Annotated in this window: 19 protein-coding genes; 8 read left to right on the forward strand and 11 right to left on the reverse strand. The window is 62.7% G+C overall.

The annotated features are described in order from the left end of the window. Window positions 1–30: 30 nt before the first annotated feature. Complete coding sequence (locus ABF648_RS02915; RefSeq protein ID WP_415630796.1) at window positions 31–750, forward strand: histidine phosphatase family protein; 720 nt, start codon at window positions 31–33, stop codon at window positions 748–750. Window positions 751–875: 125 nt separating this feature from the next. Here the strand turns inward: ABF648_RS02915 and ABF648_RS02920 are convergent, their stop codons facing one another. After that, the gene (locus tag ABF648_RS02920; protein ID WP_415630797.1) at window positions 876–2204 is read right to left on the reverse strand and encodes an ABC transporter substrate-binding protein; all 1329 of its coding nucleotides are present in this window, start codon (window positions 2202–2204) and stop codon (window positions 876–878) included. 330 nt (window positions 2205–2534) lie between these two features. On the opposite strand from ABF648_RS02920, the gene trxB reads away from it, so the two are divergent. From trxB to ABF648_RS02935, 3 genes are all read left to right on the forward strand, one after another. Next, entirely contained in the window at window positions 2535–3473 is a 939-nt protein-coding gene (gene trxB, locus ABF648_RS02925) for a thioredoxin-disulfide reductase (RefSeq protein ID WP_415630798.1), read from the forward strand. A gap of 130 nt (window positions 3474–3603) precedes the next feature. Then, window positions 3604–3930: a thioredoxin gene (gene trxA / locus ABF648_RS02930; protein WP_415630799.1), complete on the forward strand. Its 327-nt coding sequence runs from the start codon at window positions 3604–3606 to the stop codon at window positions 3928–3930. Beyond that, complete coding sequence (locus ABF648_RS02935; protein WP_415630800.1) at window positions 3927–4379, forward strand: OsmC family protein; 453 nt, start codon at window positions 3927–3929, stop codon at window positions 4377–4379. Before trxA ends, ABF648_RS02935 begins: the two co-directional genes overlap by 4 nt. A gap of 210 nt (window positions 4380–4589) precedes the next feature. Here ABF648_RS02935 and ABF648_RS02940 read toward each other — a convergent pair whose 3' ends face one another. The 8 genes from ABF648_RS02940 to rpmH form a co-directional block, all read right to left on the reverse strand. After that, the gene (locus ABF648_RS02940; RefSeq protein ID WP_415630801.1) at window positions 4590–5531 is read right to left on the reverse strand and encodes a ParB/RepB/Spo0J family partition protein; all 942 of its coding nucleotides are present in this window, start codon (window positions 5529–5531) and stop codon (window positions 4590–4592) included. Then, a complete protein-coding gene (locus ABF648_RS02945) occupies window positions 5528–6343 on the reverse strand; it encodes a ParA family protein (protein WP_415630802.1) in 816 nt (271 codons plus the stop codon). Before ABF648_RS02945 ends, ABF648_RS02940 begins: the two co-directional genes overlap by 4 nt. 953 nt (window positions 6344–7296) lie before the next feature. After that, window positions 7297–7857, reverse strand: coding sequence for a 16S rRNA (guanine(527)-N(7))-methyltransferase RsmG (gene rsmG, locus ABF648_RS02950; protein ID WP_415630823.1), 561 nt, complete (start codon window positions 7855–7857; stop codon window positions 7297–7299). 104 nt (window positions 7858–7961) lie between these two features. Next, the gene (locus ABF648_RS02955; RefSeq protein ID WP_415630803.1) at window positions 7962–8522 is read right to left on the reverse strand and encodes a protein jag; all 561 of its coding nucleotides are present in this window, start codon (window positions 8520–8522) and stop codon (window positions 7962–7964) included. Window positions 8523–8699: 177 nt separating this feature from the next. Beyond that, window positions 8700–9779, reverse strand: a complete 1080-nt coding sequence (gene yidC, locus ABF648_RS02960) for a membrane protein insertase YidC (protein ID WP_415630804.1) — start codon at window positions 9777–9779, stop codon at window positions 8700–8702. A 17-nt stretch (window positions 9780–9796) separates the two neighbouring features. After that, window positions 9797–10147: a membrane protein insertion efficiency factor YidD gene (gene yidD, locus ABF648_RS02965; RefSeq protein WP_415630824.1), complete on the reverse strand. Its 351-nt coding sequence runs from the start codon at window positions 10145–10147 to the stop codon at window positions 9797–9799. Then, window positions 10144–10533 carry a ribonuclease P protein component gene (rnpA, locus tag ABF648_RS02970; protein WP_415630805.1) on the reverse strand — a complete coding sequence of 130 codons (390 nt, stop codon included), beginning with the start codon at window positions 10531–10533 and terminating at the stop codon, window positions 10144–10146. The genes yidD and rnpA overlap by 4 nt, the downstream gene beginning before the upstream one ends. Window positions 10534–10536: 3 nt before the next feature. Continuing rightward, window positions 10537–10674, reverse strand: a complete 138-nt coding sequence (rpmH, locus tag ABF648_RS02975; protein WP_415630806.1) for a 50S ribosomal protein L34 — start codon at window positions 10672–10674, stop codon at window positions 10537–10539. 413 nt (window positions 10675–11087) lie between these two features. Here rpmH and dnaA point away from each other — a divergent pair, with 413 nt between their 5' ends. Further along, window positions 11088–12563, forward strand: a complete 1476-nt coding sequence (gene dnaA, locus ABF648_RS02980) for a chromosomal replication initiator protein DnaA (RefSeq protein WP_415630807.1) — start codon at window positions 11088–11090, stop codon at window positions 12561–12563. A gap of 172 nt (window positions 12564–12735) precedes the next feature. Here the strand turns inward: dnaA and ABF648_RS02985 are convergent, their stop codons facing one another. Together ABF648_RS02985 and ABF648_RS02990 are read right to left on the reverse strand one after the other, a co-directional pair. Continuing rightward, the gene (locus tag ABF648_RS02985; RefSeq protein ID WP_415630808.1) at window positions 12736–13884 is read right to left on the reverse strand and encodes a glycosyltransferase family 4 protein; all 1149 of its coding nucleotides are present in this window, start codon (window positions 13882–13884) and stop codon (window positions 12736–12738) included. Window positions 13885–13899: 15 nt separating this feature from the next. Continuing rightward, window positions 13900–15108 (reverse strand): NAD-dependent epimerase/dehydratase family protein, encoded by a 1209-nt coding sequence (locus tag ABF648_RS02990; protein WP_415630809.1) that lies wholly within the window; start codon window positions 15106–15108, stop codon window positions 13900–13902. A gap of 425 nt (window positions 15109–15533) precedes the next feature. Here ABF648_RS02990 and ABF648_RS02995 point away from each other — a divergent pair, with 425 nt between their 5' ends. The 3 genes from ABF648_RS02995 (at window position 15534) to dnaN (ending at window position 20339) form a co-directional block, all read left to right on the forward strand. After that, entirely contained in the window at window positions 15534–16388 is an 855-nt protein-coding gene (locus ABF648_RS02995; RefSeq protein ID WP_415630810.1) for an ABC transporter ATP-binding protein, read from the forward strand. Between the two features lies 1 nt (window position 16389). Beyond that, window positions 16390–18948 (forward strand): ABC transporter permease, encoded by a 2559-nt coding sequence (locus ABF648_RS03000; RefSeq protein WP_415630811.1) that lies wholly within the window; start codon window positions 16390–16392, stop codon window positions 18946–18948. A 233-nt stretch (window positions 18949–19181) separates the two neighbouring features. Continuing rightward, window positions 19182–20339, forward strand: a complete 1158-nt coding sequence (dnaN, locus tag ABF648_RS03005; protein ID WP_415630812.1) for a DNA polymerase III subunit beta — start codon at window positions 19182–19184, stop codon at window positions 20337–20339. The last annotated feature ends 3 nt before the right edge of the window (window positions 20340–20342 follow it).

Below are 20342 nucleotides of genomic sequence, written 5' to 3' on the forward strand. Positions count from 1 at the left end.
CTCTCGGCGAGTGGCTGCGACAATGACCGCGTGAAGCTCCTTCTCATCAGGCACGGGCAGTCGTCGAACAATGTCCTCACCGCCGCCGGGCATCCCTTCGCTGGACGTTCGGCGGATCCCGAGCTCACCGAGAAGGGCATCGTGCAGACCGAAGAGCTCGCGCTGGCATTTCGCGAAGGCCGCCTGCCCCGGCTGACAGCGCTTGTCAGCTCGCCGATGGTCCGCGCGGTGCAGACGGCAGCGCCCCTCGCCGAGGCCTTCGACCTGCCCATCCTGGTGAATACCCAGGCCTACGAGGTGGGCGGTGTGTACACCGGCATTCCCCAGACACCGAGCGCGAGCCAGGGCGCCTCCGCCAGCAGGCTCGCGGCTCTGAGCCCCCGTGTCGTTCTGCCACCCGATGTTGGGGAGGACGGCTGGTACACCAAGGGGGCGCGCGTGGAGGACCAGCCAGACGCGCAGGCCCGGGGAGATCGGCTCTACCAGGAGTTGTGCGCACAGCACACCGATTCCGACGAGGTCGTCGGCCTGGTCTGCCACGAATGGATCATCCAGTACCTGATCCGCTCGGCCCTCGGCCTGACCAATGCTCAGGCCGATCCCGATCCGTGGTTCATCATCGTGAACACCGCCACCACTCTCATCGAGACCGGGCGCCCGCCGGCGCGGCCCTTCGAGGGCACCGGCCTGTCAGCGCTGTGGTGGGTCAACCGTTTCGACCATCTGACACATGCCGAGATCACCCACTGAGAATCCCCTGGGCGGGGAAACACTGTCGGAACCGCTTTCCGCGCTGGGGTGTTCAGCCGCGGGGGCTCATCCGCCGGGCGAGACCAGCCACGGATGTCAGCCCCACCAGCCGAATTCAGGCGTCCTCAGTTGTGGGCGATGGAATCGGTGACCACCCGGGCCAAATTCGAGATGCTCGTCTCGGAGGACTGACGGCCCGTGATGGCGGCCATCAGTTCCGACTCGATGACAGGTACCAGGTCAAGCCACGCGGGGCTGCCGCCCAGGGTGATCGTGGCGTACTGCACATTGGTCAATGCGGTGGTGAGGATCCGGTTGTTCTGCAGTGCACTGCCGGAGACCACGTCCGATCTGGCGGGAACCCCGGGCTGGACACCCAGCACCGCCTGCAGCGGATCCTTGCCCAGCGCATAGTGGCAGAACTCGAATGCCACCTCCGGGTGGCTCGACTGGTTGCTCACCGCGAGCAGCGTGCCCGACTGCAGCATGCAGGGGTCTTTCCCCTGCTGGCTCGGGGGCATCGGAATCAGACCCAGATGCGCCATGTCGGCCAGCCCAGCAGCACCGAGAGAATCCCACATCCCCGTGCCGAGGAGCGTCATGGCGGCCTTCTTGGCGACGAACAGCTGCGACGCACCTGAAGCCGGGATCTTGGACGGATCGGTGGATCCGTCCTTCACCAGACCGATGATGAAGTCGAGGGCCTGGGTACCCTGACCCTGATCGAAACGGGGCTTGCCATCGTCGGTGAAGAGCGTGCCGCCGTAGGCACCCAGCAGGGTGATCCAGGTGCTGACCAGGCCGCTCCCACCGAAGGGATCGAACCCCTGTACGTCCGGTGTGGTGAGCTGCTTGGCCATCGCCCGCACTTCGTCAAGGGTGGCCGGCGGATCGGCGATTCCCGCGGCCGTGAACAGATCGGCCCGATAGGCCACCAGGCTGAGATCCTTGACATAGGGAACCGCCCGAAGGCTGCCCTGGTAGCGGCATCCGGTCAGCAGCCGGTCGTCGAGTTGCAGATCATCGAGCACATCCTCGGGAATCTCGCGCAGCACATTGCGCCGCTGCAAAGACTCCACCCAGCCGACTCCGGGCATCACCAGATCGGACAGATCCGCTCCCACCAAGCCCGTGTAGATGGTGTCCAACAGCCGCTCGGGAGTCGTGTAGTCGGTGGTGAAGCTGTAGGCACTTCCCCCGAAGAAGCCTATGAGCACGTCATTCGCATAGCGCTGTTGTGAATTCTGATCGGTGAACAGCGAAGACAACAGGCTGAGCTGTCCCCCGCCGGAATTCTTGACATTGCTCCATGACGGGGTGGCCGAGGGAGTCGGAGTTGCCGTGGTCGTCTGCGTCTCGTGGGGCTGTGCCTTCTTCGAACCGCACGCCGCAAGGCCGGCGGCCGCCGCCGAACCAGCCAGCAGCGACAGTGCGTAGCGGCGGTTCACACGCATGTCCCCTCCACTGTTCCCCCGGTTTCTCGATGACTCCCCGACTCTACCGGTCAACGTCCCACGGCCCTGCGTCCAGATGGTGCACAACGTGTTCTGCTCTGCTGGCTGGGAAATTGATGCAACGGCACAACCCGCGCCGGGCTGCCATCACGGGCATGAAATTCTTGTGGGGCTGAAGGTTCTGAGGGATCGGCTCCGAAGAACATCCCTGGGGACTCCCGGTCGGTGAGCTCCCGGGAATTCTTCAGGGGCTTGCGCAGTTTCATGGTCCGGTGGCGCCCAGGCATGCGCATTCAGGGTCGCCAGGGCTGCCGTATGTGAAGGGAAGACATGAACGACGAAATCCGCGATGTCATCATCGTCGGCTCCGGCCCGGCCGGATACACGGCCGCCATCTACACGGCGCGCGCGGGAATGCACCCGATTCTGATCGAGGGATCCATCACCGCTGGTGGTGCCCTCATGAACACCACGGAAGTGGAGAACTTCCCCGGTTTCCCCGAGGGAATCCAAGGCCCCGATCTCATGACGAATATGCGCACCCAGGCCGAGCGTTTCGGCACCGAGATCATCACCGATGACGTCACCTCGCTGGAACTCACCGGCGACGTGAAGGTCGTGCGCGATTCCTCCGACAACGAGTACCGGGCCAAGTCGGTCATTCTGGCCATGGGCTCGGCCTACCGTCACCTCGGCCTGCCCGAGGAGACGAAGTACGCGGGCAGGGGCGTGAGCTGGTGCGCCACCTGCGACGGATTCTTCTTCCGCGGCAAGGACATCGCCGTCGTGGGCGGCGGCGACTCTGCCGTCGAGGAGGCCACCTTCCTCACCCGATTCGCAGACTCGGTCACCCTCGTGCATCGCCGCGACAAGCTGCGCGCCAGCGACATCATGGCCAGGCGCGCCGAACAGGACCCGAAGATCAAATTCGCCTGGAACAAGCAGATCGTCGGCCTGGAGGGCGACACGACGCTGTCCTCGCTGACATTGCAGGACACCGGTACCGGTGAGAAGAGCGAACTGCCAGTGGCGGGTCTGTTCGAGGCGATCGGGCACATTCCCCGCTCCGAGCTCGTGACCGGCCAGGTCGATGTGGACGATGCGGGCTATGTCCGTGTGGACGGCTCTTCCACGCGCACCAATCTTTCCGGTGTTTTTGCTTGTGGCGACCTGGTTGACCACGTCTATCGGCAGGCCATCACCGCGGCGGGTACGGGTTGCCGCGCCGCACTTGACGCTGAGCAGTACCTTGTGTCATTGAGCGACTGACCAGGCCGATTCCGTTGCCTGGCTCCCCCATCGTGGTGACAGCCGGGCAACCGATTCGGATCAGTCGAACAGGCACACAACAACCCCGACCGGGACTGACTGTCCCGTCACCAACGAGAGGTAGTCCACAATGAGCGCAGTGACCGATGTGACAGATGCCACCTTCGAGGATGTCGTCCTCAAGGCCGACAAGCCGACACTGGTGGACTTCTGGGCAGACTGGTGCGCGCCCTGCCGCCAACTCACCCCGATCATCGAGGAACTCGCGGAGCAGTACGGCGACCGGATCAACTTCGTGAAGATCGACACGGACGCCAATGTGCAGGTGGCGAACTCACAGTCGATCCTCGGGCTGCCCACTGTCAAGGTCTTCTCGCACGGCGAAGTCGTCAAACAGTTCCAGGGCGGCAAGACCAAGGGCGCACTCAAGAAGCTGCTGGACGAGGTTCTGGGGTGACCCAGAGCAGTCCCCGCTCAGTGGCACTCAGCAGGGTGTCCGCCGAGCACTATGTTGCGACGAACTCTGAGGGCGCAAGCCTGGAGTTCGGCCACGGTGACGGTCTGTTCACACCTGTCGAACTGTTGCTCGCCGCCATCGGTGGGTGCAGCAGCATCGACGTGGATGCAGTCACCTCCCGTCATGCCGAACCCACCGAGTTCACGGTGCATGTGAAGGGTGAGTACACCGTGGACGACCAGGGCGCCCACAAGATGGAGAACATCGGGCTGGACTTTCATGTTGAGTTCCCTGCCGATGGTGACGGGCAAAGGGCCGCTGGCTTGGTGGAACGCCTCGTCAAGCTCAGCCACGAGAAGGACTGCACGGTGTCCCGCACGGTGCAGTTGCCCACATCGATCATCAGTTCAGTCGATGGCCGCACGGTCACGGAGCCCGAAGATCACTGAACCAACTTGTGGTTTAAGTGACTTATCGCTTTGTCGATAAATAGCTTTATCGGTCAATCGTCCGTCACTGTTGCTTCAGACTGCTGCAATGGATCGTCATCACCTGGTGCACGTGTTTCAATGGTGGAGTATGCCTCCAGACCCCCTGCAGGCCCCGCCAATGGATGAACAGGCACAGGACTGAGCTGGAAGCACTGGTCGAAGCCCTGTTCAGCGGCCCAACAGAGTGAGGATGCGGTCGAGGTCTTCCTGACCTGCGAAGTCAATGGTGATGTGACCCTTGTTGCGGCCGATGCTCACCTTCACCCTGGTGTCGAAGCGTTCGGCGAGATCTGCAGCAACTTGTTCCGCATGCGGGTCGGGCTGCTTCGGCTGCTTGGTGGCAGGCCTGATGCGGCTGGTCTCGTCGGTCAGGGCCACGATTTCTTCTGTGGCTCGGACTGACAGACCCTCGGAGACGATGCGCTGTGCGAGGTGCTCCTGCATCACCGGGTCATCCACGGTGAGCAGAGCCCTGGCATGTCCCGCTGACAGGACGCCAGCGGCGAGCCGTCGCTGCACCGTCGTCGGCAGCTTCAGCAGGCGAATCGTGTTGGAGATGTAGGGCCTTGACTTCTTGAGGCGCTGCGCCAATTCCCCCTGGGTGATGCCGAAGTCCTCCATGAGCTGCTCGTAGGCGGCAGCCTCCTCAACTGGATTCAGCTGCACCCGATGCAGATTCTCCAGCAGCGCGTCGGTGAGCATCGATGTGTCGTCCGTCGCCCTGACGATTGCTGGAATTGTGGCAATGCCCGCCTGCTGGTGGGCTCTCAGGCGCCGCTCCCCCATCACCAACTCGTATCGGCCCTCGTCAAGGCGCCTCACGACGATCGGCTGCAGCAGGCCAACCTCCTTGATGGACTCAGCAAGCTCGGTGAGTTCCTCCTCACCGAAAATCGATCGGGGTTGTTTGGGATTGGCGCTGATCTCTTCCACCGGGAGTTCTTGGAAGTAGGAACCGTCTGGCATCTCAGCCGCAGTGTTTGCGATGGTCCCAACTGTTGTTGCAGCAGTCTGTTCCGGTTGCGGCGATACAGTCGCCGTTGCCATGTCCTCTGTGCGCTGGAACAGCTCACCAAGGCCTCGGCCGAGACCACCTGGTCGTGCACTCATGCGTCCTCCTTGGCGGCGCGTTCTGCGATTTCCTGGGCGACAGCTCGATATGCCTTGGCACCCACTGAATGAGGGTCGTAGCCGATCACTGAGGCACCGTAGCTGGGGGCCTCGCTGATACGGACCGATCTGGGAATCATGGTCTCCAGCGCCAGACCCGGGAAGTGGGAGCGGACTTCCTCCGCCACTTGTGAGGCGAGTCTTGTCCTGCCGTCGAACATTGTGAGCAGAACGGCCCAGAACTGAAGTTCGGGATTGAGGTTCCTGGTCACCAGGCTGATCGTTCTGGTGAGCTGAGTGACGCCTTCCAGCGCGTAGTACTCGCACTGGATGGGCACGAGCAGCTCTTTCGCCGCCACAAGGGCATTCACCGTGAGCAATCCCAATGACGGAGGGCAGTCGTAGAAGATGAAGTCGGCGGGGTGATCGCGCAAGAAGTCCTCGACGGCCACTTTCAGTCGTCGTTCTCGCGCATCCACAGAGACCAATTCCAATTCTGCGCCCGCAAGGTCGATGGTTGCGGGGCTCACCAGGAGACCTGCAGCCTCAGGTGACTCAATGACAACATCGGAGAGCGGTGTGCCGTCGAGAAGCACTTCAAACGTTCCCCGAGTGCCCTGCTGGTGAGGTATACCCAGCGCGGTGGAAGCATTCCCCTGCGGGTCAACATCGATGACCAGGACTTTCAATCCGCCCTGCGCCAGGGCAACTGCGAGATTGACCACTGTGGTGGTTTTACCGACGCCACCCTTCTGATTGGCGACCACGACCCGGCGCGTCCTAGCAGGAGCTGGCAGCGGTCCACCGGTCATCGATGTTTCACGTGAAACATTCCGGACAACCACCTCAGTTTCCAGCGCTCGACGCGGGATCGGAGGAGCATCGGATGGCAATGCCGGATTGATCTCATCGTCTGCCGACATCGGGGTGGGGGAGTGCGGTAATGCCGATGCTGCCTGGAGAGCATCCGAGGTGGTCGATCCCCCTCTGTTCATCGCAGATGGGTGTTGACCAGCCGGTCCGCTTGCGGCGTCACGGTAAGCGTTGGACATGCTCGCCGATCCTTTCACTGCTCTGTCCATATTCTCTGGAGTGGCTTTCGCAGTCTCTGGGTTGAGCTCCGCACGACCAGAATCCATCGCGCGCACATCTACGTCCCTGGCCGCTTTGTGGTGCTTCTTCTTGTCCTTCTTCTTCTTCTTGTCCTTGGACTTCCCCAACCTCACTGCTTCCTCTCCGACTCAGTTGCAGCCTGTGCGGCCCCGCCCACGGGTCCATTGGACGATGTTTCACGTGAAACATCGGGGGAGCGCTTCACCTGGCTTCCTCTTGGTACCGGATATCCCAGAGGTTCACTCCTCGCCGGATCATGCTTCGCTGGCCACCCCAATGGCTCACCTGACACCACGAACACCTCCATGAACAATGCTCAGCAACTCTATCCGGGATGTCCCCAAGGCCACGCCATGACACTCGACCTGTGCGCCCCTGAGCTGTGAGATCAGCATGAATGACAGTTCAACTAGGTTGTGCTACTCGAGCCACGCGCATGGCCGAACTGTCACCGTGAAGAACAGAGGTCCGGGCGTGCCCGGAACAACCTGGGGAACATTGCACCTGCAAAGGTCACATCCAGAGCCCTGCAGGTCCAGTCCAGTGACGGACTCCGGTTGCCTGACCCAAGGTCTCACACACGACGATCCGTCGCCTGATCCTCGACGATCAGCAGTGCAAGGAAGCAGCAGTGCAAGGAAGCGGTGTCAGCTCAGGCACCACGCACTCGAACGACGGTGCTCGGCTCAGCAGTGGGGGAGAGCTGCACCTTCAACACCTCGGCCATCAATCTGGCCCTGGTGAGTTGGGCCTCCGCCTCGAGGACCTCAGCTTCAGCCGAGCGTCCCTTCAAGGCCAACAGCTGGCCTCGCTCATCCATGAGGGGCGCAGCCCAGCCCAGCAGCTTCTTCAGCCGAGCAACCGCGCGGGCAGTGACCACGTCGTAGTACTCGTCGTGCTCCTCCGCACGCCCCCGGATCACACGGACCCGGTATGACAGACCCAGCTCTTCGATCGTCTCCGACAAAAAGTCGGCACGGCGCAACAGTGACTCCAGCAGCGTCACCGTGAGATCGGGACGGAGGATGGCAACCACCAGGCCTGGCAGACCTGCCCCCGACCCGATGTCGGCCACTGTGGAGCCCTCAGGAATCAGCGACACCAGCCCCGCGCAGTTGAGGATGTGCCGACTCCACATCTTGCCCGCCTCGCGTGGACCGATGAGTCCCCAGTCAATACCTCGACTTGTAAGTATGTCGACATATCGATTCATCAAGCCGAACTGTGACTCGAACTGCTCGGCAAGCACATTCCTGGCCGCCTTCTCCACTCGCTCGCCGTCAACCTGATCCGGCTGATCCGGTCCCACCTGGTCCATCACTTGGCTGCTTGCACGACCACCCGGCGCTGCGGCTCCTGGCCCTCGGACTCGCTGTACAGGCCGGCAGCTGCAACGGCATCGTGCACGACCTTGCGCTCGAAGGGATTCATCGGTGCCAGGCGCACGGGTTCGCCGTTCTCGTTCACGGAATTCACGGCGTCCTGGGCCAGCAGCTGGAGTTCCTTGCGCCGCTTCTCCCTGTGCCCGGCGACATCGAGCATCAGCCTGCTGCGCCGGCCCGTCTCGGTCATCACGGCCAACCGGCACAACTCCTGCAGCGCCTCCAGCACCTCACCGTCGCGCCCCACCAGCGTGGTGGAATCGGTGACCACGGAGACATGCGCACGATCACCTTCGGTGTAGGAATCCAGGTCACCGTCGAGGTCGGCGATGTCCAGCAGTTCCTCCAGGTAGTCGGCTGCGATGTCCCCCTCCTTCACCAGGATGTCTTCTTCGGATGGCTCTGCAGCCTCCTCGGCGGCCACCTCTGCAACGTCATCCACGACATCCTTGACGGCCTGTTCGACATCAGCTGCCGACTGCTGTTCATCGCTCATGATTGTCTCCTCGCTGATCCACGACACAGGGCGAACCCGAGAGGGGTTGCACCCAATTCAATTACTGGCTCGAGAAACCGCTCCGGCAGCACCGGCTGCCATGCCGACTCTGCATGACGCATCAACGCGAACCGGTCAGGGACCGCACAGAGGGCACAACCGAAGGGGCCTCGCAACTCATTTCCTCTTGCGGGTGGCTCGTGATTTCTTGCTCGGCTGCTGCCTGCGCACGACCTGCCGATTGCCGTTCTGGTCGTGCTTGACGGTCTGCCGGGAGGTACTCTGCCGTGCCACCACAGGATTGTGAGCTTCGTCAGTGGCTGCCACCGTGGCGACCTCGCTCACCTTGGCCTTGCGCGCACGACTGCTCCAGTGCGCCTCGATGGCCTTCGGATTCTTGCCCTGCGCCTTCATGCGCTCTTCCCACTCGACATAGGCAGGCGTTCCCGGCGTCGGGTAGTTGCGGATGATGAAGTACTGCTGACCCATCGTCCACAGATTGGTGGTGAGCCAGTAGATGAGCACGCCGATCGGGATGGCCAGACCCATGAACAGGTACATCGCCGGGAACAGGTACAGCATCATCTTCTGCTGCTGAGCCATCGGCCCGGTGAATGCGCTCGGCGGCATGTTGCGCTTCAGCATGTGCAACTGCTGGATGAACATGAATGCGGTCATCAGCAGGATCAGGATGGTGGCGAGGATCTGGGTTGGCCCGAAGCCGTTGTTGATCGGCATGAAGGTGCCCGACAGCTGGGCCCCGAAGATGTGGGCATGGCTCAGCGAATCGACCAGCTGCGGATCGCGCTGCAACCAGAAGCCGTGCACATTGTGCCCTGTCGAGGCGCTGCTCAGCACACGGTAGAGGGCGAAGAAGATGGGCAGCTGGATGAGCAGGGGAGCACAGGACGAGGCCGGGTTGACGCCCTCCTCCTTGTACAGCTTCATCGTTTCCTGACCGAGCCGTTCCCGGTCTGCGCCGTACTTCTTCTGCAGTTCCTGGATCTTCGGTTGCAGGGTCTGCATGGCTCGCGATGAATTCAGCTGCTTGGCGTACAACGGCATCATCACCAACCTGATGAAGCAGGTCAGCATCACGATGGACAGCGTCCAGGTCCATCCGGAATCGGGCGCCATGAACGACGACAGCGCGGCATGGAACAGCACGATCAGGCCACTGACTGCCCAGTACAACGGCTCCATGATGGACGTACCGATGGAGCCGAGGCTGTCGCCTATGTTCATCAGCGTCAACATGACGGGGTACAACTCATTCACCTCACATAGATGCGCGGTCCGCGCCGGGATTCCCGGACGGGCTGTGCGCCAGGACCGGGTCCTGACTCTCGGATGACAGCATGGGGGTCTGCGCTGTCAGGGTCTTGGTGTTCCCTCAACCGGGCTTCCAGGTCGGATCCGGGAACGGGATCCACCCCGCCCAGAGACCATGGATGGCATCGCGCGATACGCCGCACGGTGAGCCAACTGCCGCGCACCGCTCCGTGCAACCGCAGGGCTTCCAGCCCATATTCAGAACAACTCGGATAGAACTTGCAGACATCGCCATACATCGGCGAAATGAATCGGCGCCAGAACAGCACGAAAGCCAGGAGCAGATATTTCATCGTTCTGCCCACCTGCACACCTTGCTGAGCGATGCAGACCAGGCCGCGTCGAAATCGGACGCCAGCCGCTGCGGCTCCAGGGCCGCCGGCGGCAGGGCTCGCACGACGATGCGTAGATCCCGGGGCAATTTCCCGCCGAAGGACAACCGCGCGGCCACCATGTGTCGCAACCGGCGCTTCACCCTGTTGCGCGTCACCGCATTGCCCACGCGCTTGGACACGACAAAACCGACCCGCGTCGAAGAATCGGTCTCCGCAGAATGCGGCGACCGTTGATCGGCGAGGTCGGCATGGACGACAAGACTGGCACTCCCGGAGCGCACGCCTCGGCGCACAGTGGTGCGGAACTCCTGCGAGCTGCGCATCCGCGCCTGGGCGGGCAGCACTGCTCAGGCAGACAGCTCTGCGCGGCCCTTGCGGCGCCGCGCCGACAGGATGTTGCGACCGGCGCGCGTGCTCATTCGTGCACGGAAACCGTGCGTGCGGGCGCGTCGACGATTGCTGGGCTGATAAGTGCGCTTGCTCACGGTATGAGCTCCTTGCTGGTGAAATCGAGCTGCTTCGCATCACTTCCGCGCTGACACGCGATCTGGGATGCTCACAGCATCCTCACACCAGGCATGTGCACACAGAAGAAGCCGCTGACGCCAGCGGCCTGGCAAGTTTACGCCAGCGAGGGGACCCACAGCAAACGGCCTGATCGGCAGAGCTATGGACAACTGGCACAGTAGAATCATCAACTTGTGATCTTCAGTCCAGGCGACACGCCGTGCGACCAGCCGATGCGGACGTCTTCAAGGCTGAGAAGTGTCGAAATTCTGTGGACAACCCTGTGGATTGGTGTATAACTTGTGACTCCGTTGATGGGGGATCCATACAGCCACTCACGGAGTGGCGTTAAGCTGCCGTGCATCAATCCGACGACTGAGGGTGGAATGGCGTGACTCGTGACTCGAACACCGGTGGTGACGAGTCGGACGTGGTCGAGGCCTGGAATCACGTACTGAGTGCTTGCGGTGCGCGGGGCGGCGCATTCCTCCGGGGTTCGCGACTGCTCACGATTCATGAGTCCACGGTGATGATCGCCGTGCCCAACGAATTCACCCGGGAACGTATCGAGACAAAGCTGCGCACCGAGATCGAGGAAGTTCTCAGTGACTTCTTCAGCCGTCCGATGCGGCTTGCCATCACCATCGAACCCGATCTCGAACTGGATCTGCGTCCCGCCGAGCATCCGGGCCGGGACGGACCAGACCCGGCCCCGGCCGAGTTCATACCGCGTGACGACGCGCCGACGCCGCTGCGTCCCCAGGATGCGGTACTCACTCCCGGCCCGTCCGCTGCGCCCACGGCAGTCAAGGGTGGCAACGACGACCAGGGCAGGCTCAATCCCCGGTACACCTTCGACAACTTCGTCATCGGCTCGTCGAACCGCTTCGCCCATGCGGCGGCGGTTGCGGTGGCCGAGGCGCCCGGCAAGGCCTACAACCCGCTGATGATCTACGGCGAGTCCGGCCTCGGTAAGACCCACCTGCTGCATGCGCTCGGCCACTATGTGCGCGACTACTACCGCGAGGTGCACGTCAAATACGTGAGCACCGAAGAGATGACCAACGAGTTCATCAATGCGGTGAGCGAAAACCGCACCAATGCCTTCCGCCGCAAGTACCGCGACGACGTGGACGTGCTGCTGATCGACGACATCCAGTTCCTGGAGGGAAAGACCCAGACCCAGGAGGAGTTCTTCTACACCTTCAATGCCCTGCACAATGCCCAGAAGCAGATAGTGCTCACCTCGGACCGTCCGCCCAAGGCACTGGAGCAACTCGAGTCGCGACTGCGCAGCCGCTTCGAATGGGGTCTGATCACCGACATCCAGCCTCCCGACCTCGAGACGCGCATTGCGATTCTTCGCCGCAAGGCCTCGTCCGAGCAGCTTGATGTGCCGCCCGACGTGTTGGAATACATCGGTTCCAAGATCCAGACCAATATCCGCGAGCTGGAGGGGGCTCTCATCAGGGTGACGGCTTTCGCCTCGCTCAATCGCGAGGACGTCTCGATGAGCCTCGCCGACCAGGTGCTGCGCGATCTCATCCCCGATGGCGCAGATGCTGAGGTGAGTGCCGCCACGATCATCAACGAGACGTCCCAGTACTTCTCGGTCAGCGTCGACTCGCTCATCGGCACCGCTCGCACCCAGCCCCTGGTGCTGGCGCGGCAGATCGCGATGTACCTGTGCCGGGAGCTCACCGACCTCTCGCTGCCCAAGATCGGCCAGGAGTTCGGTGGCAAGGACCACACCACCGTGATGCACGCCGATCGCAAGATCCGTCAACTGCTGCGCGAACGACGCAGCGTGTACAACCAGGTCACCGAACTCACCAACCGCATCAAGCAGCATTCCGCCCAACACTGACCTGCCCAGGCACTGACCTGGCCATCACTGAACCTTCCGGTGCAATCGACCGGTTGCAGATTCGCTGAGCCCATTCCTCCGGCTGCATCACTCTCACCGTCTCGAGCACCAGGACGCCTGAATCCTGACGGGTTGACCAGAACACTCAGATGAGGCATCGCAGGTCGCTGGGTCAGGTTCTGCTTCCACGTCTGACATCGTGGCGCTCAATCGCCAGCCGGTAGAAGTCCACCAGTGCCTCAGTGGCGGCACGCCAGTCATGGCGTTGCGCCTCTGCTCTGGCCGCTGCCGCCATCTCGGCGTGCAGGATGGGCCGGTCGAACAGTTGCAGCATGCGCTGCCGGAATCCGGCGCCGTCATGGGGATCGACGAGGAAGCCGTTGACCCCGTCGGTGATGACATCCGGGACCCCTCCGGCCCGAACCCCGATCACCGGCACCCCTGAGGCCATCGACTCCAGGGCCACCAAGCCCAGCGTCTCGGTGGTGGAGGGGAAGACGAAGACATCGGCGCTGGCATAGGCCCTTGCCAGATCATCACCGGACAGATATCCGGTGAACACCGTCGGTGTCCCGCCGAAGGCCTGCTCCAGCGCCCGGCGGTAGGGCCCCGAGCCGACCATCGCCAATCTCACCCCCCGGGGTGCCAACGCTCTGATCGGCTCGACCAGGTCGGTGAGGTCCTTCTCGCGGCTCATCCGGCCGATGTAGATGGCCAGAGGAGCCTCGGGATGTCCACCGGTGAGGCGATGGCGCATCGCCGAGTCGGCTCGTGAGGGCCGATAACCGACGGTGTCCACCGCTCTGGGCCACAGATCGACGCGCTGCACGCCGTGCTCACGGGCGCGCTCCACCATCACCTGGGAGGTGCACAGGTTGACCTCTGCGCGGTTGTGCAGGAACCGCGTCCAGGACTGGACCGGTCGCCGGGCCCAGCCCATTCGCAGCTTGATCATGTAGTCCGCCAGCCAGGTGTGATAGCTGGCCAGCAGGGGAAGATCGCGATGATAGGCCGCTTCAACGCCGAATGCCGCCAGTGCAGCGGGGTTGACCGCGTGCACGACATCGGGGCGGAATCGGATCATCTGTTCGGCGATCATCGGCGTGGGCAGGCCCACCTTGAGTTCGGGATATATCGGCCACAGGGACACCGAGCGCACCCTTTGGACCTTGTGGTGCGCGTAGCGCTGCGGGGGTGAGCCCGGAGCGAAGACGAGTACCTCATGGCCCATCCGGTCGAGTTGCTCCAGGGTCCTGATCACACGGGTGACGACACCGTCCACCTTGGGCAGGAAGACTTCCGTGAACAGCGCGATCCGCATCGCAGGGTGAATCGCTCAGCGGCCGGTGGATTCCCGGTATGCCACCGGGACACCGGGCTTGAGGTCCTTGGTCCACAACGAGCGCGCCGGGATTCGAGACAGGTCCACTCGGTCGCGGTACTTCATGGCCGTGCGGTTGATCTCGTCAAGCAGATGATTGCTCAATGTGAGGGGACGCAGGCCCAGGTCGAGAAATGCGTCGTTGACGACATGCAGCTCGTTCTCGGCGTCCTCCTTGCGGGGATCGGGGACGTTCTCCACCACCGCGCCGGTCATCGAGGAGACCAGTGCTGCCAGGTCGCGCACCCGATGGGTTTCGGTCATCTGATTGAAAATCTTCACCCGATCACCGCGCTCAGGCGGATTCTCGATGGCCAACCTCACGCACCGCACCATGTCCTGGATGTGGATGAATGCTCTGGTCTGACCGCCGACGCCGTGCACTGTCAGTGGATAGCCGACCGCAGCCTGCACGAGGAAGCGATTGAGTACGGTGCCGTAGTCGCCGTCATAGTCGAAGCGGTTGATCAACCTCTCGTCCAGTGAGGTCTCGTCGGTCGAGGTTCCCCAGATGATGCCCTGGTGCAGGTCGGTGATCCGCAACGCGTCATTCTTGGCGTAGTAGGCGAACAGATCCTGGTCGAGCACCTTGGTCATGTGGTAGATCGAGCCGGGATGGGTGGGGTAGAGGATTTCCTCGCTCACCTCACCGTCGTCGCCGTCCACCTTCACGCCCAGATAACCCTCCGGGATGCGCATCCCTGCCGTGCCATAGCCGTAGACACCCATGGTTCCCAGGTGCACCAGATGGATGTCGAGGCCGGATTCCACAATGGCGCACAGCACATTGTGTGTGGCATTGACGTTGTTGTTCACCGTGTATCGCTTGTGCGCCGGGGACTTCATGGAATAGGGCGCCGAACGCTGCTCGGCGTAGTGCACGATGACCTGCGGCTTCTCCTCACGCAGCAGCGCCAGCAGCCGGTCGTACTGGCTGGCGATGTCCATCACAGCCAGCCGGATCCGATGCCCCGTGGTCTCGTGCCAGGCCTTGCGGCGCTCGGTGCTGGAGACGATGGGGGTCAGTGACTGGGCGCCCAGTTCCTCGTCGATGCGGCGGCGGGAGAAGTTGTCGACGATGACCACCTCATGACCTGATTGGGAGAGTCCCAGACTCGCCGGCCAACCGCAGAATCCGTCACCGCCCAGAACCAGGATCTTCACCGCTAACTTCCTCCCAAGGGATGCGCAGGCCTTTTCAGTGCCAGCCTAGTCAGAAACGGGCACCCAGAATTGATCCCCAGATGGTGATGACTGCCCTGTGGACAATTCATTCAATCATGTGGAGGGCTTGTGGGTGGGGATTCCCAGGCTGCTCGTCACTCCACAGCCATCCGGTGATCACCCATCCGTCATCAACAATTCATCAACACAGTCGTTGTGCCATTCACCAGCGGTTTCGATGCTTTTCCACGATATCCACAGACGTGATGACGAGGATGACAGTGACACATTCCCTTAATTCTCCAAGGACAGGGCGCACCCACCGGTGGACACCGGCTGGAATTCCCCTGAAAGCCGAGATCGGGGATGCACCCATTCGTGGACTGGAGGTTAGGGTGGACGCGTCACCCATGCGAGAGGACACCATGTCATCCAGCGCTCCCGCGATGCCGGTTCTCGACATCGCCGCCCACACGGAACAGCTCACCAAGCTCTACGGCAAAGGTGACGCGGAGGTCATCGCACTCGATCATGTCGACGTTGAATTCCGCAAGGGCCAGTTCACGGCGGTGATGGGTCCCTCCGGATCCGGAAAGTCGACGCTCATGCACTGCGCAGCTGGTCTGGACTCGCCGACATCGGGGGAGGTCTTCATCGGCGACACACCCATCGCCACTCTCAACGACGCCAAGCTCACCGAGCTGCGACGCGACCGGATCGGCTTCGTCTTCCAGGCGTTCAATCTCATCCCGACGCTCACCGCACGGGAGAACATCGAGTTGCCGATGGCGATCGCCGGGCGCAAACCGGACAAGGAGTGGTTCGACCATGTGATCACAACGGTCGGACTGGGCAGTCGGCTCACCCACAAGCCGAGTCAGTTGTCCGGAGGCCAGCAGCAGCGGGTGGCCTGCGCACGGGCACTGCTCAGCAGGCCGGACATCATCTTCGCCGACGAGCCCACCGGCAATCTCGATTCGAGATCCTCGGCCGAGATTCTGCAATTCCTTGCCGATTCGGTGACCCAGCTCGGTCAGACCATCGTCATGGTCACCCATGACCCCACCGCAGCCTCCTATGCCGGGCGGGCACTGTTCCTGGCCGATGGAAAGATCGTCGGCGATCTTGCGTCCCCGACGCGCGAATCCGTGCTCGACGCGGTGGCCCATGCCGACGATGACGAGCAGGACGATCGCGAGAAGATGCCACCACGGTCATCGCAGCAGGACGCAGTGCCCGAACCGGAGCCACCGGTGCACGCCAAGCGGGCAGAGAACTGACATGTGGAATGCAGCGTGGAAATCCTTGCTCGGGCACAAGCTCCGGCTGATCCTCTCCGCCCTGTCGGTGGTGCTGGGGATCGCCTTCCTGGCTGGCTCGCTCACCTTCACCGGGATGCTCAAGCAGACCTTCGACTCCCTCACCCAGGGAACAATCGCCGATGTCAATGTGTCCGTGAAGGGCGCCTGGGACATTCAGAATCCGGTCACACCTGACTACAAGAACACCCATCTGACAAGCAGCGACATCAACCGGATCAAGGCCGTGGACGGCGTGGAGTCCGCGGTGGGAGTGATGTCGAGCTACAGCACCGTCTATCTGCTCGGCAATGACGGCCATGTCGTGGCGAGCACCGGAGCACCCAGCATCGCGTCCAACTACTTTTCCGAACCGGCGATGAACCATCAGCCCGGCATCGTGGTCAAGCAGGGCAGAGCCCCCACGGGCGACCATGAGATAGCGGTGGATCCGGTGTCGCTGACCCGCAGCGGGTACCACATCGGCGACCAGGTCAAGATCCTCACCAGCCAGGGAAACGAGACCATGACCCTGGTGGGCGCCGCCACCTGGGGATCAGGCGGAACGGCAGGCGCCAGCTATCTGTTCTTCAACGACGCCACTGCGAGCAGGCTCATCATGGAGGGCGCACCTGGTTTTCAGAGTGCCGCGGTCACGATCAGGCCCGGTGAGGATGCCGGCACCGTGGCACAGCGGATATCCCAGGTGATCCCGGAAGGCTTCGAGGCGCAGACCGGCGCTTCCGTGGCGAAGAGCGTCAGCACCTACATAGATCAGGGGCTGAGCTTCGTCAACATCTTCCTGGGCGTGTTCGCGGGCATCTCACTGGTCGTTGCCGCCTTCCTCATCGTGAACACCTTCACCATCCTGGTCGCCCAACGGGGCCGGGAATTGGCGCTCTACCGTGCCCTCGGCGCGTCCCGCACCCAGGTGGCGCGCACGGTGCTCTTCGAGGCCTTCGGCACCGGATTGGCGGGTGGCGTACTGGGCATCGTGCTCGGTGCCCTGCTGGCTTTCGGCATCGGGCGCCTGTTCTCGGCCATCGGACTGGACATCGGATCCAGCGTGCCGATGCCCAGCGCCGGAACGATCATCATCTGCCTGGTGGTGGCCGTGGTCATCACCATGCTGGCCGCCTGGGTTCCCGCCCAACGCGCCGGACGCGTGCCGCCGGTGGCGGCAATGAGTGGGGAATTCAGCACCGGCCAAGGCGGTCTGGGACGACGCACAGTCATCGGCACCATCACGGCCCTCGTCGGTCTGGGGGCCCTTCTGGTGGGCGTGCTGGCCAGCTTCGACAACAAAATCTGGGTGCTCGGAGCGGGAGCATTCTTCATGCTCATCGGCGTCGCGCTGGTCAGCCCGATGGTGGGGCGTCCACTCATCTGGGCTCTGGGCCGGTTCTACCGCCGGGCCTTCGGGGCACCGGGGCAGCTGGCAGAACTCAATGCGGTGCGCCAGCCGCGCCGCACTGCGGCCACCGCCTCGGCCCTCATGATCGGGCTGGCACTGGTCACGATGATGGCCATCCTCGGGGCCTCTGCGAGCTCGTCGGTGTACCACGTGATCCGCGACAATCTGCGCGGCGACTTCATCATCACGACTGTCAACCGCCAGCCCCTCCCCACGGGTCTGTATGACCAGGTGAGTCACACCCCAGGTGTCGCCTCGGTGCACCAGAGTCGTCAGGTGTACACGCAGGTCGATGGCAAGACCGCTGTGCTGGAGGGATTCCCCGCCGCGGACTTCAATCAGATCGTCAACCAGACCATGGTGGCCGGTTCGATGACAGACACTCTGGGCGATCTGATCGTTTCCCAGTCCTGGGCGAACGACAACGGCCATCGGGTCGGGCAGAAGGTGCAGGCCTTCAACCCGGTGAACAGGCAGCCCATCGAGTTGACGATCACGGGCATCTTCACGACGCCGCAGGGGGTTCAGTCCGGTGATCTGGTGACGAATCTCGCCACGCTCTCCGACATGGGGAACACGAACAAGGACATCCGATTGAGCGTCAATCTCGCGCCAGGCGCGTCGAGCTCGACGGTGGAGAACGCGCTCAAGACGGAAACGACCAGCAATCCGCTGGTCGTCGTGCAGAGTCAGGACGCCTATGCCCAGGCTCAGAGCGAGCAGATCGATCGGCTGATCACTGTGATCTATGCCCTGCTCGGCCTGGCAATCGTCATCGCCGTGCTTGGTATCGTCAACACACTGGCGTTGTCAGTGATCGAAAGGACCCGCGAGATCGGCCTTCTACGGGCCGTGGGTCTCAAACAGCGTCAGCTACGGCGGATGATCACCCTGGAATCGGTGACCATTGCCCTGCTCGGCGCCGTGTTGGGCGTGATTCTCGGGCTGATCTTCGGCCTGGCGATGCAGCATCTGATGGCGGACCAGGGACTGAATCGGCTGGCAATCCCGTGGGCCCAGTTGATCGGCTTCCTGGTGCTGTCGGTCATTGTCGGCATGCTCGCGGCGATCGTCCCGGCACGACGGGCTTCCAAGTTGAACATGTTGCAGGCGATCGCCTCGGAGTGATTTCTGGCCAGGGAGGATACCCGCGGGCTGTGCACAACACCTGTGGAAAAGTGGAAAAACTCCTGCTATTCGCCTGCAGAAATCCTGAGAGATGCTTAGCATTCATCTTCACCGAATTTCCGTGTCCCCCTTGCGCCGTTCGCTGAGACAGCTTTGAAAGGGGGTCAACGATATGATGATGGCGCCGGTGAGGCCTCAGTGACTCTCACCATGACCGGTGAGCGAGGGATGTAGTGAAGATCACAGTCGATCGCGATGTGCTGGCTGAAGCGGTGGCCTGGGTCGCACGGAGTCTGCCCAGCCGACCCAGCGTGCCGATCCTGGCAGGACTTCTGGTGCGCACCGAGGACGACAAGGCGGTGCTGTCGAGTTTCGACTACGAGACCAGTGCAAAGATCACCGTGGCCGCGCAGGTGGACGAGCCGGGCGAGGCCCTTGTCTCGGGCAAGCTGCTCGCCGACATCGCCCGGAGCCTTCCCGCCAAGCCGGTGCGGATCACCACCGAGTCCAATCACGCCGAACTCGTGTGCGGGTCGGCACGATTCACCCTGCAGACCCTGCCCGTCGCCGACTACCCCGACCTTCCGAAGATGCCCTCGGCCACCGGCACGGTGAACAGCGACGAATTCGCGACAGCGGTCGGCCAGGTCGTCGTTGCCGCGGGGCGCGATGAGCTGCTCCCGGTGTTCACCGGTGTACGCATGGAGATCGAGGACGACAGATTGTCTCTGTTGGCCACCGACCGTTACCGGATGGCATTGCGTGAGATGACCTGGAATCCCACCTCGGCGCAGGCTGATGCGTCTGCATTGGTGCCCGCCCGGGTACTCGCCGAGAGCGCCCGTTCGATGATCAGCGGCGAGATGGTCACGCTGGCGCTGTCCTCAGCTGCCGACGCGGAGGGCCTGATCGGATTTGTTGGTGAGGGTGCCGGCGGAAGCCGCGAACTCACCACCAGGCTGCTGGACGGCGAGTTCCCCAAGGTGCGTCACCTCATGGAGATCCAGCCCAGCCTCTCGGTGCGGGTGAACACCGCCGAGATCATCGACTCCGTGAAGCGTGTCTCACTTGTTGCCGAGCGAAACACCTCGCTGAGGATGGTCATCAAGGATGATCGCATCGCCCTGGACGCCGCCACCGGCGACCAGGCGCAGGCGTCCGAGGCGATCGAAGCCGCCGTCGATCGCATCAGCCCGCAGTCCGACATCGATGCCGTCGGCTTCAATCCGCACTATTTGTCCGATGCACTGTCCGCGCTGGGCACCCCCTACGTGCAGTTCGCCTTCACGGCTCCTGGGAAACCCTGCCTGGTGCAGGGTCTCGATGAGGTGGACGGCGAGCCGAAGCCCGACTACAGACACGTCATCATGCTCATGCGCCTGCCCAGCTGAGCC

Origin of the sequence: Propionibacterium sp., assembly GCF_047719395.1 — a bacterium.
Lineage (GTDB): Bacteria > Actinomycetota > Actinomycetes > Propionibacteriales > Propionibacteriaceae > Propionibacterium.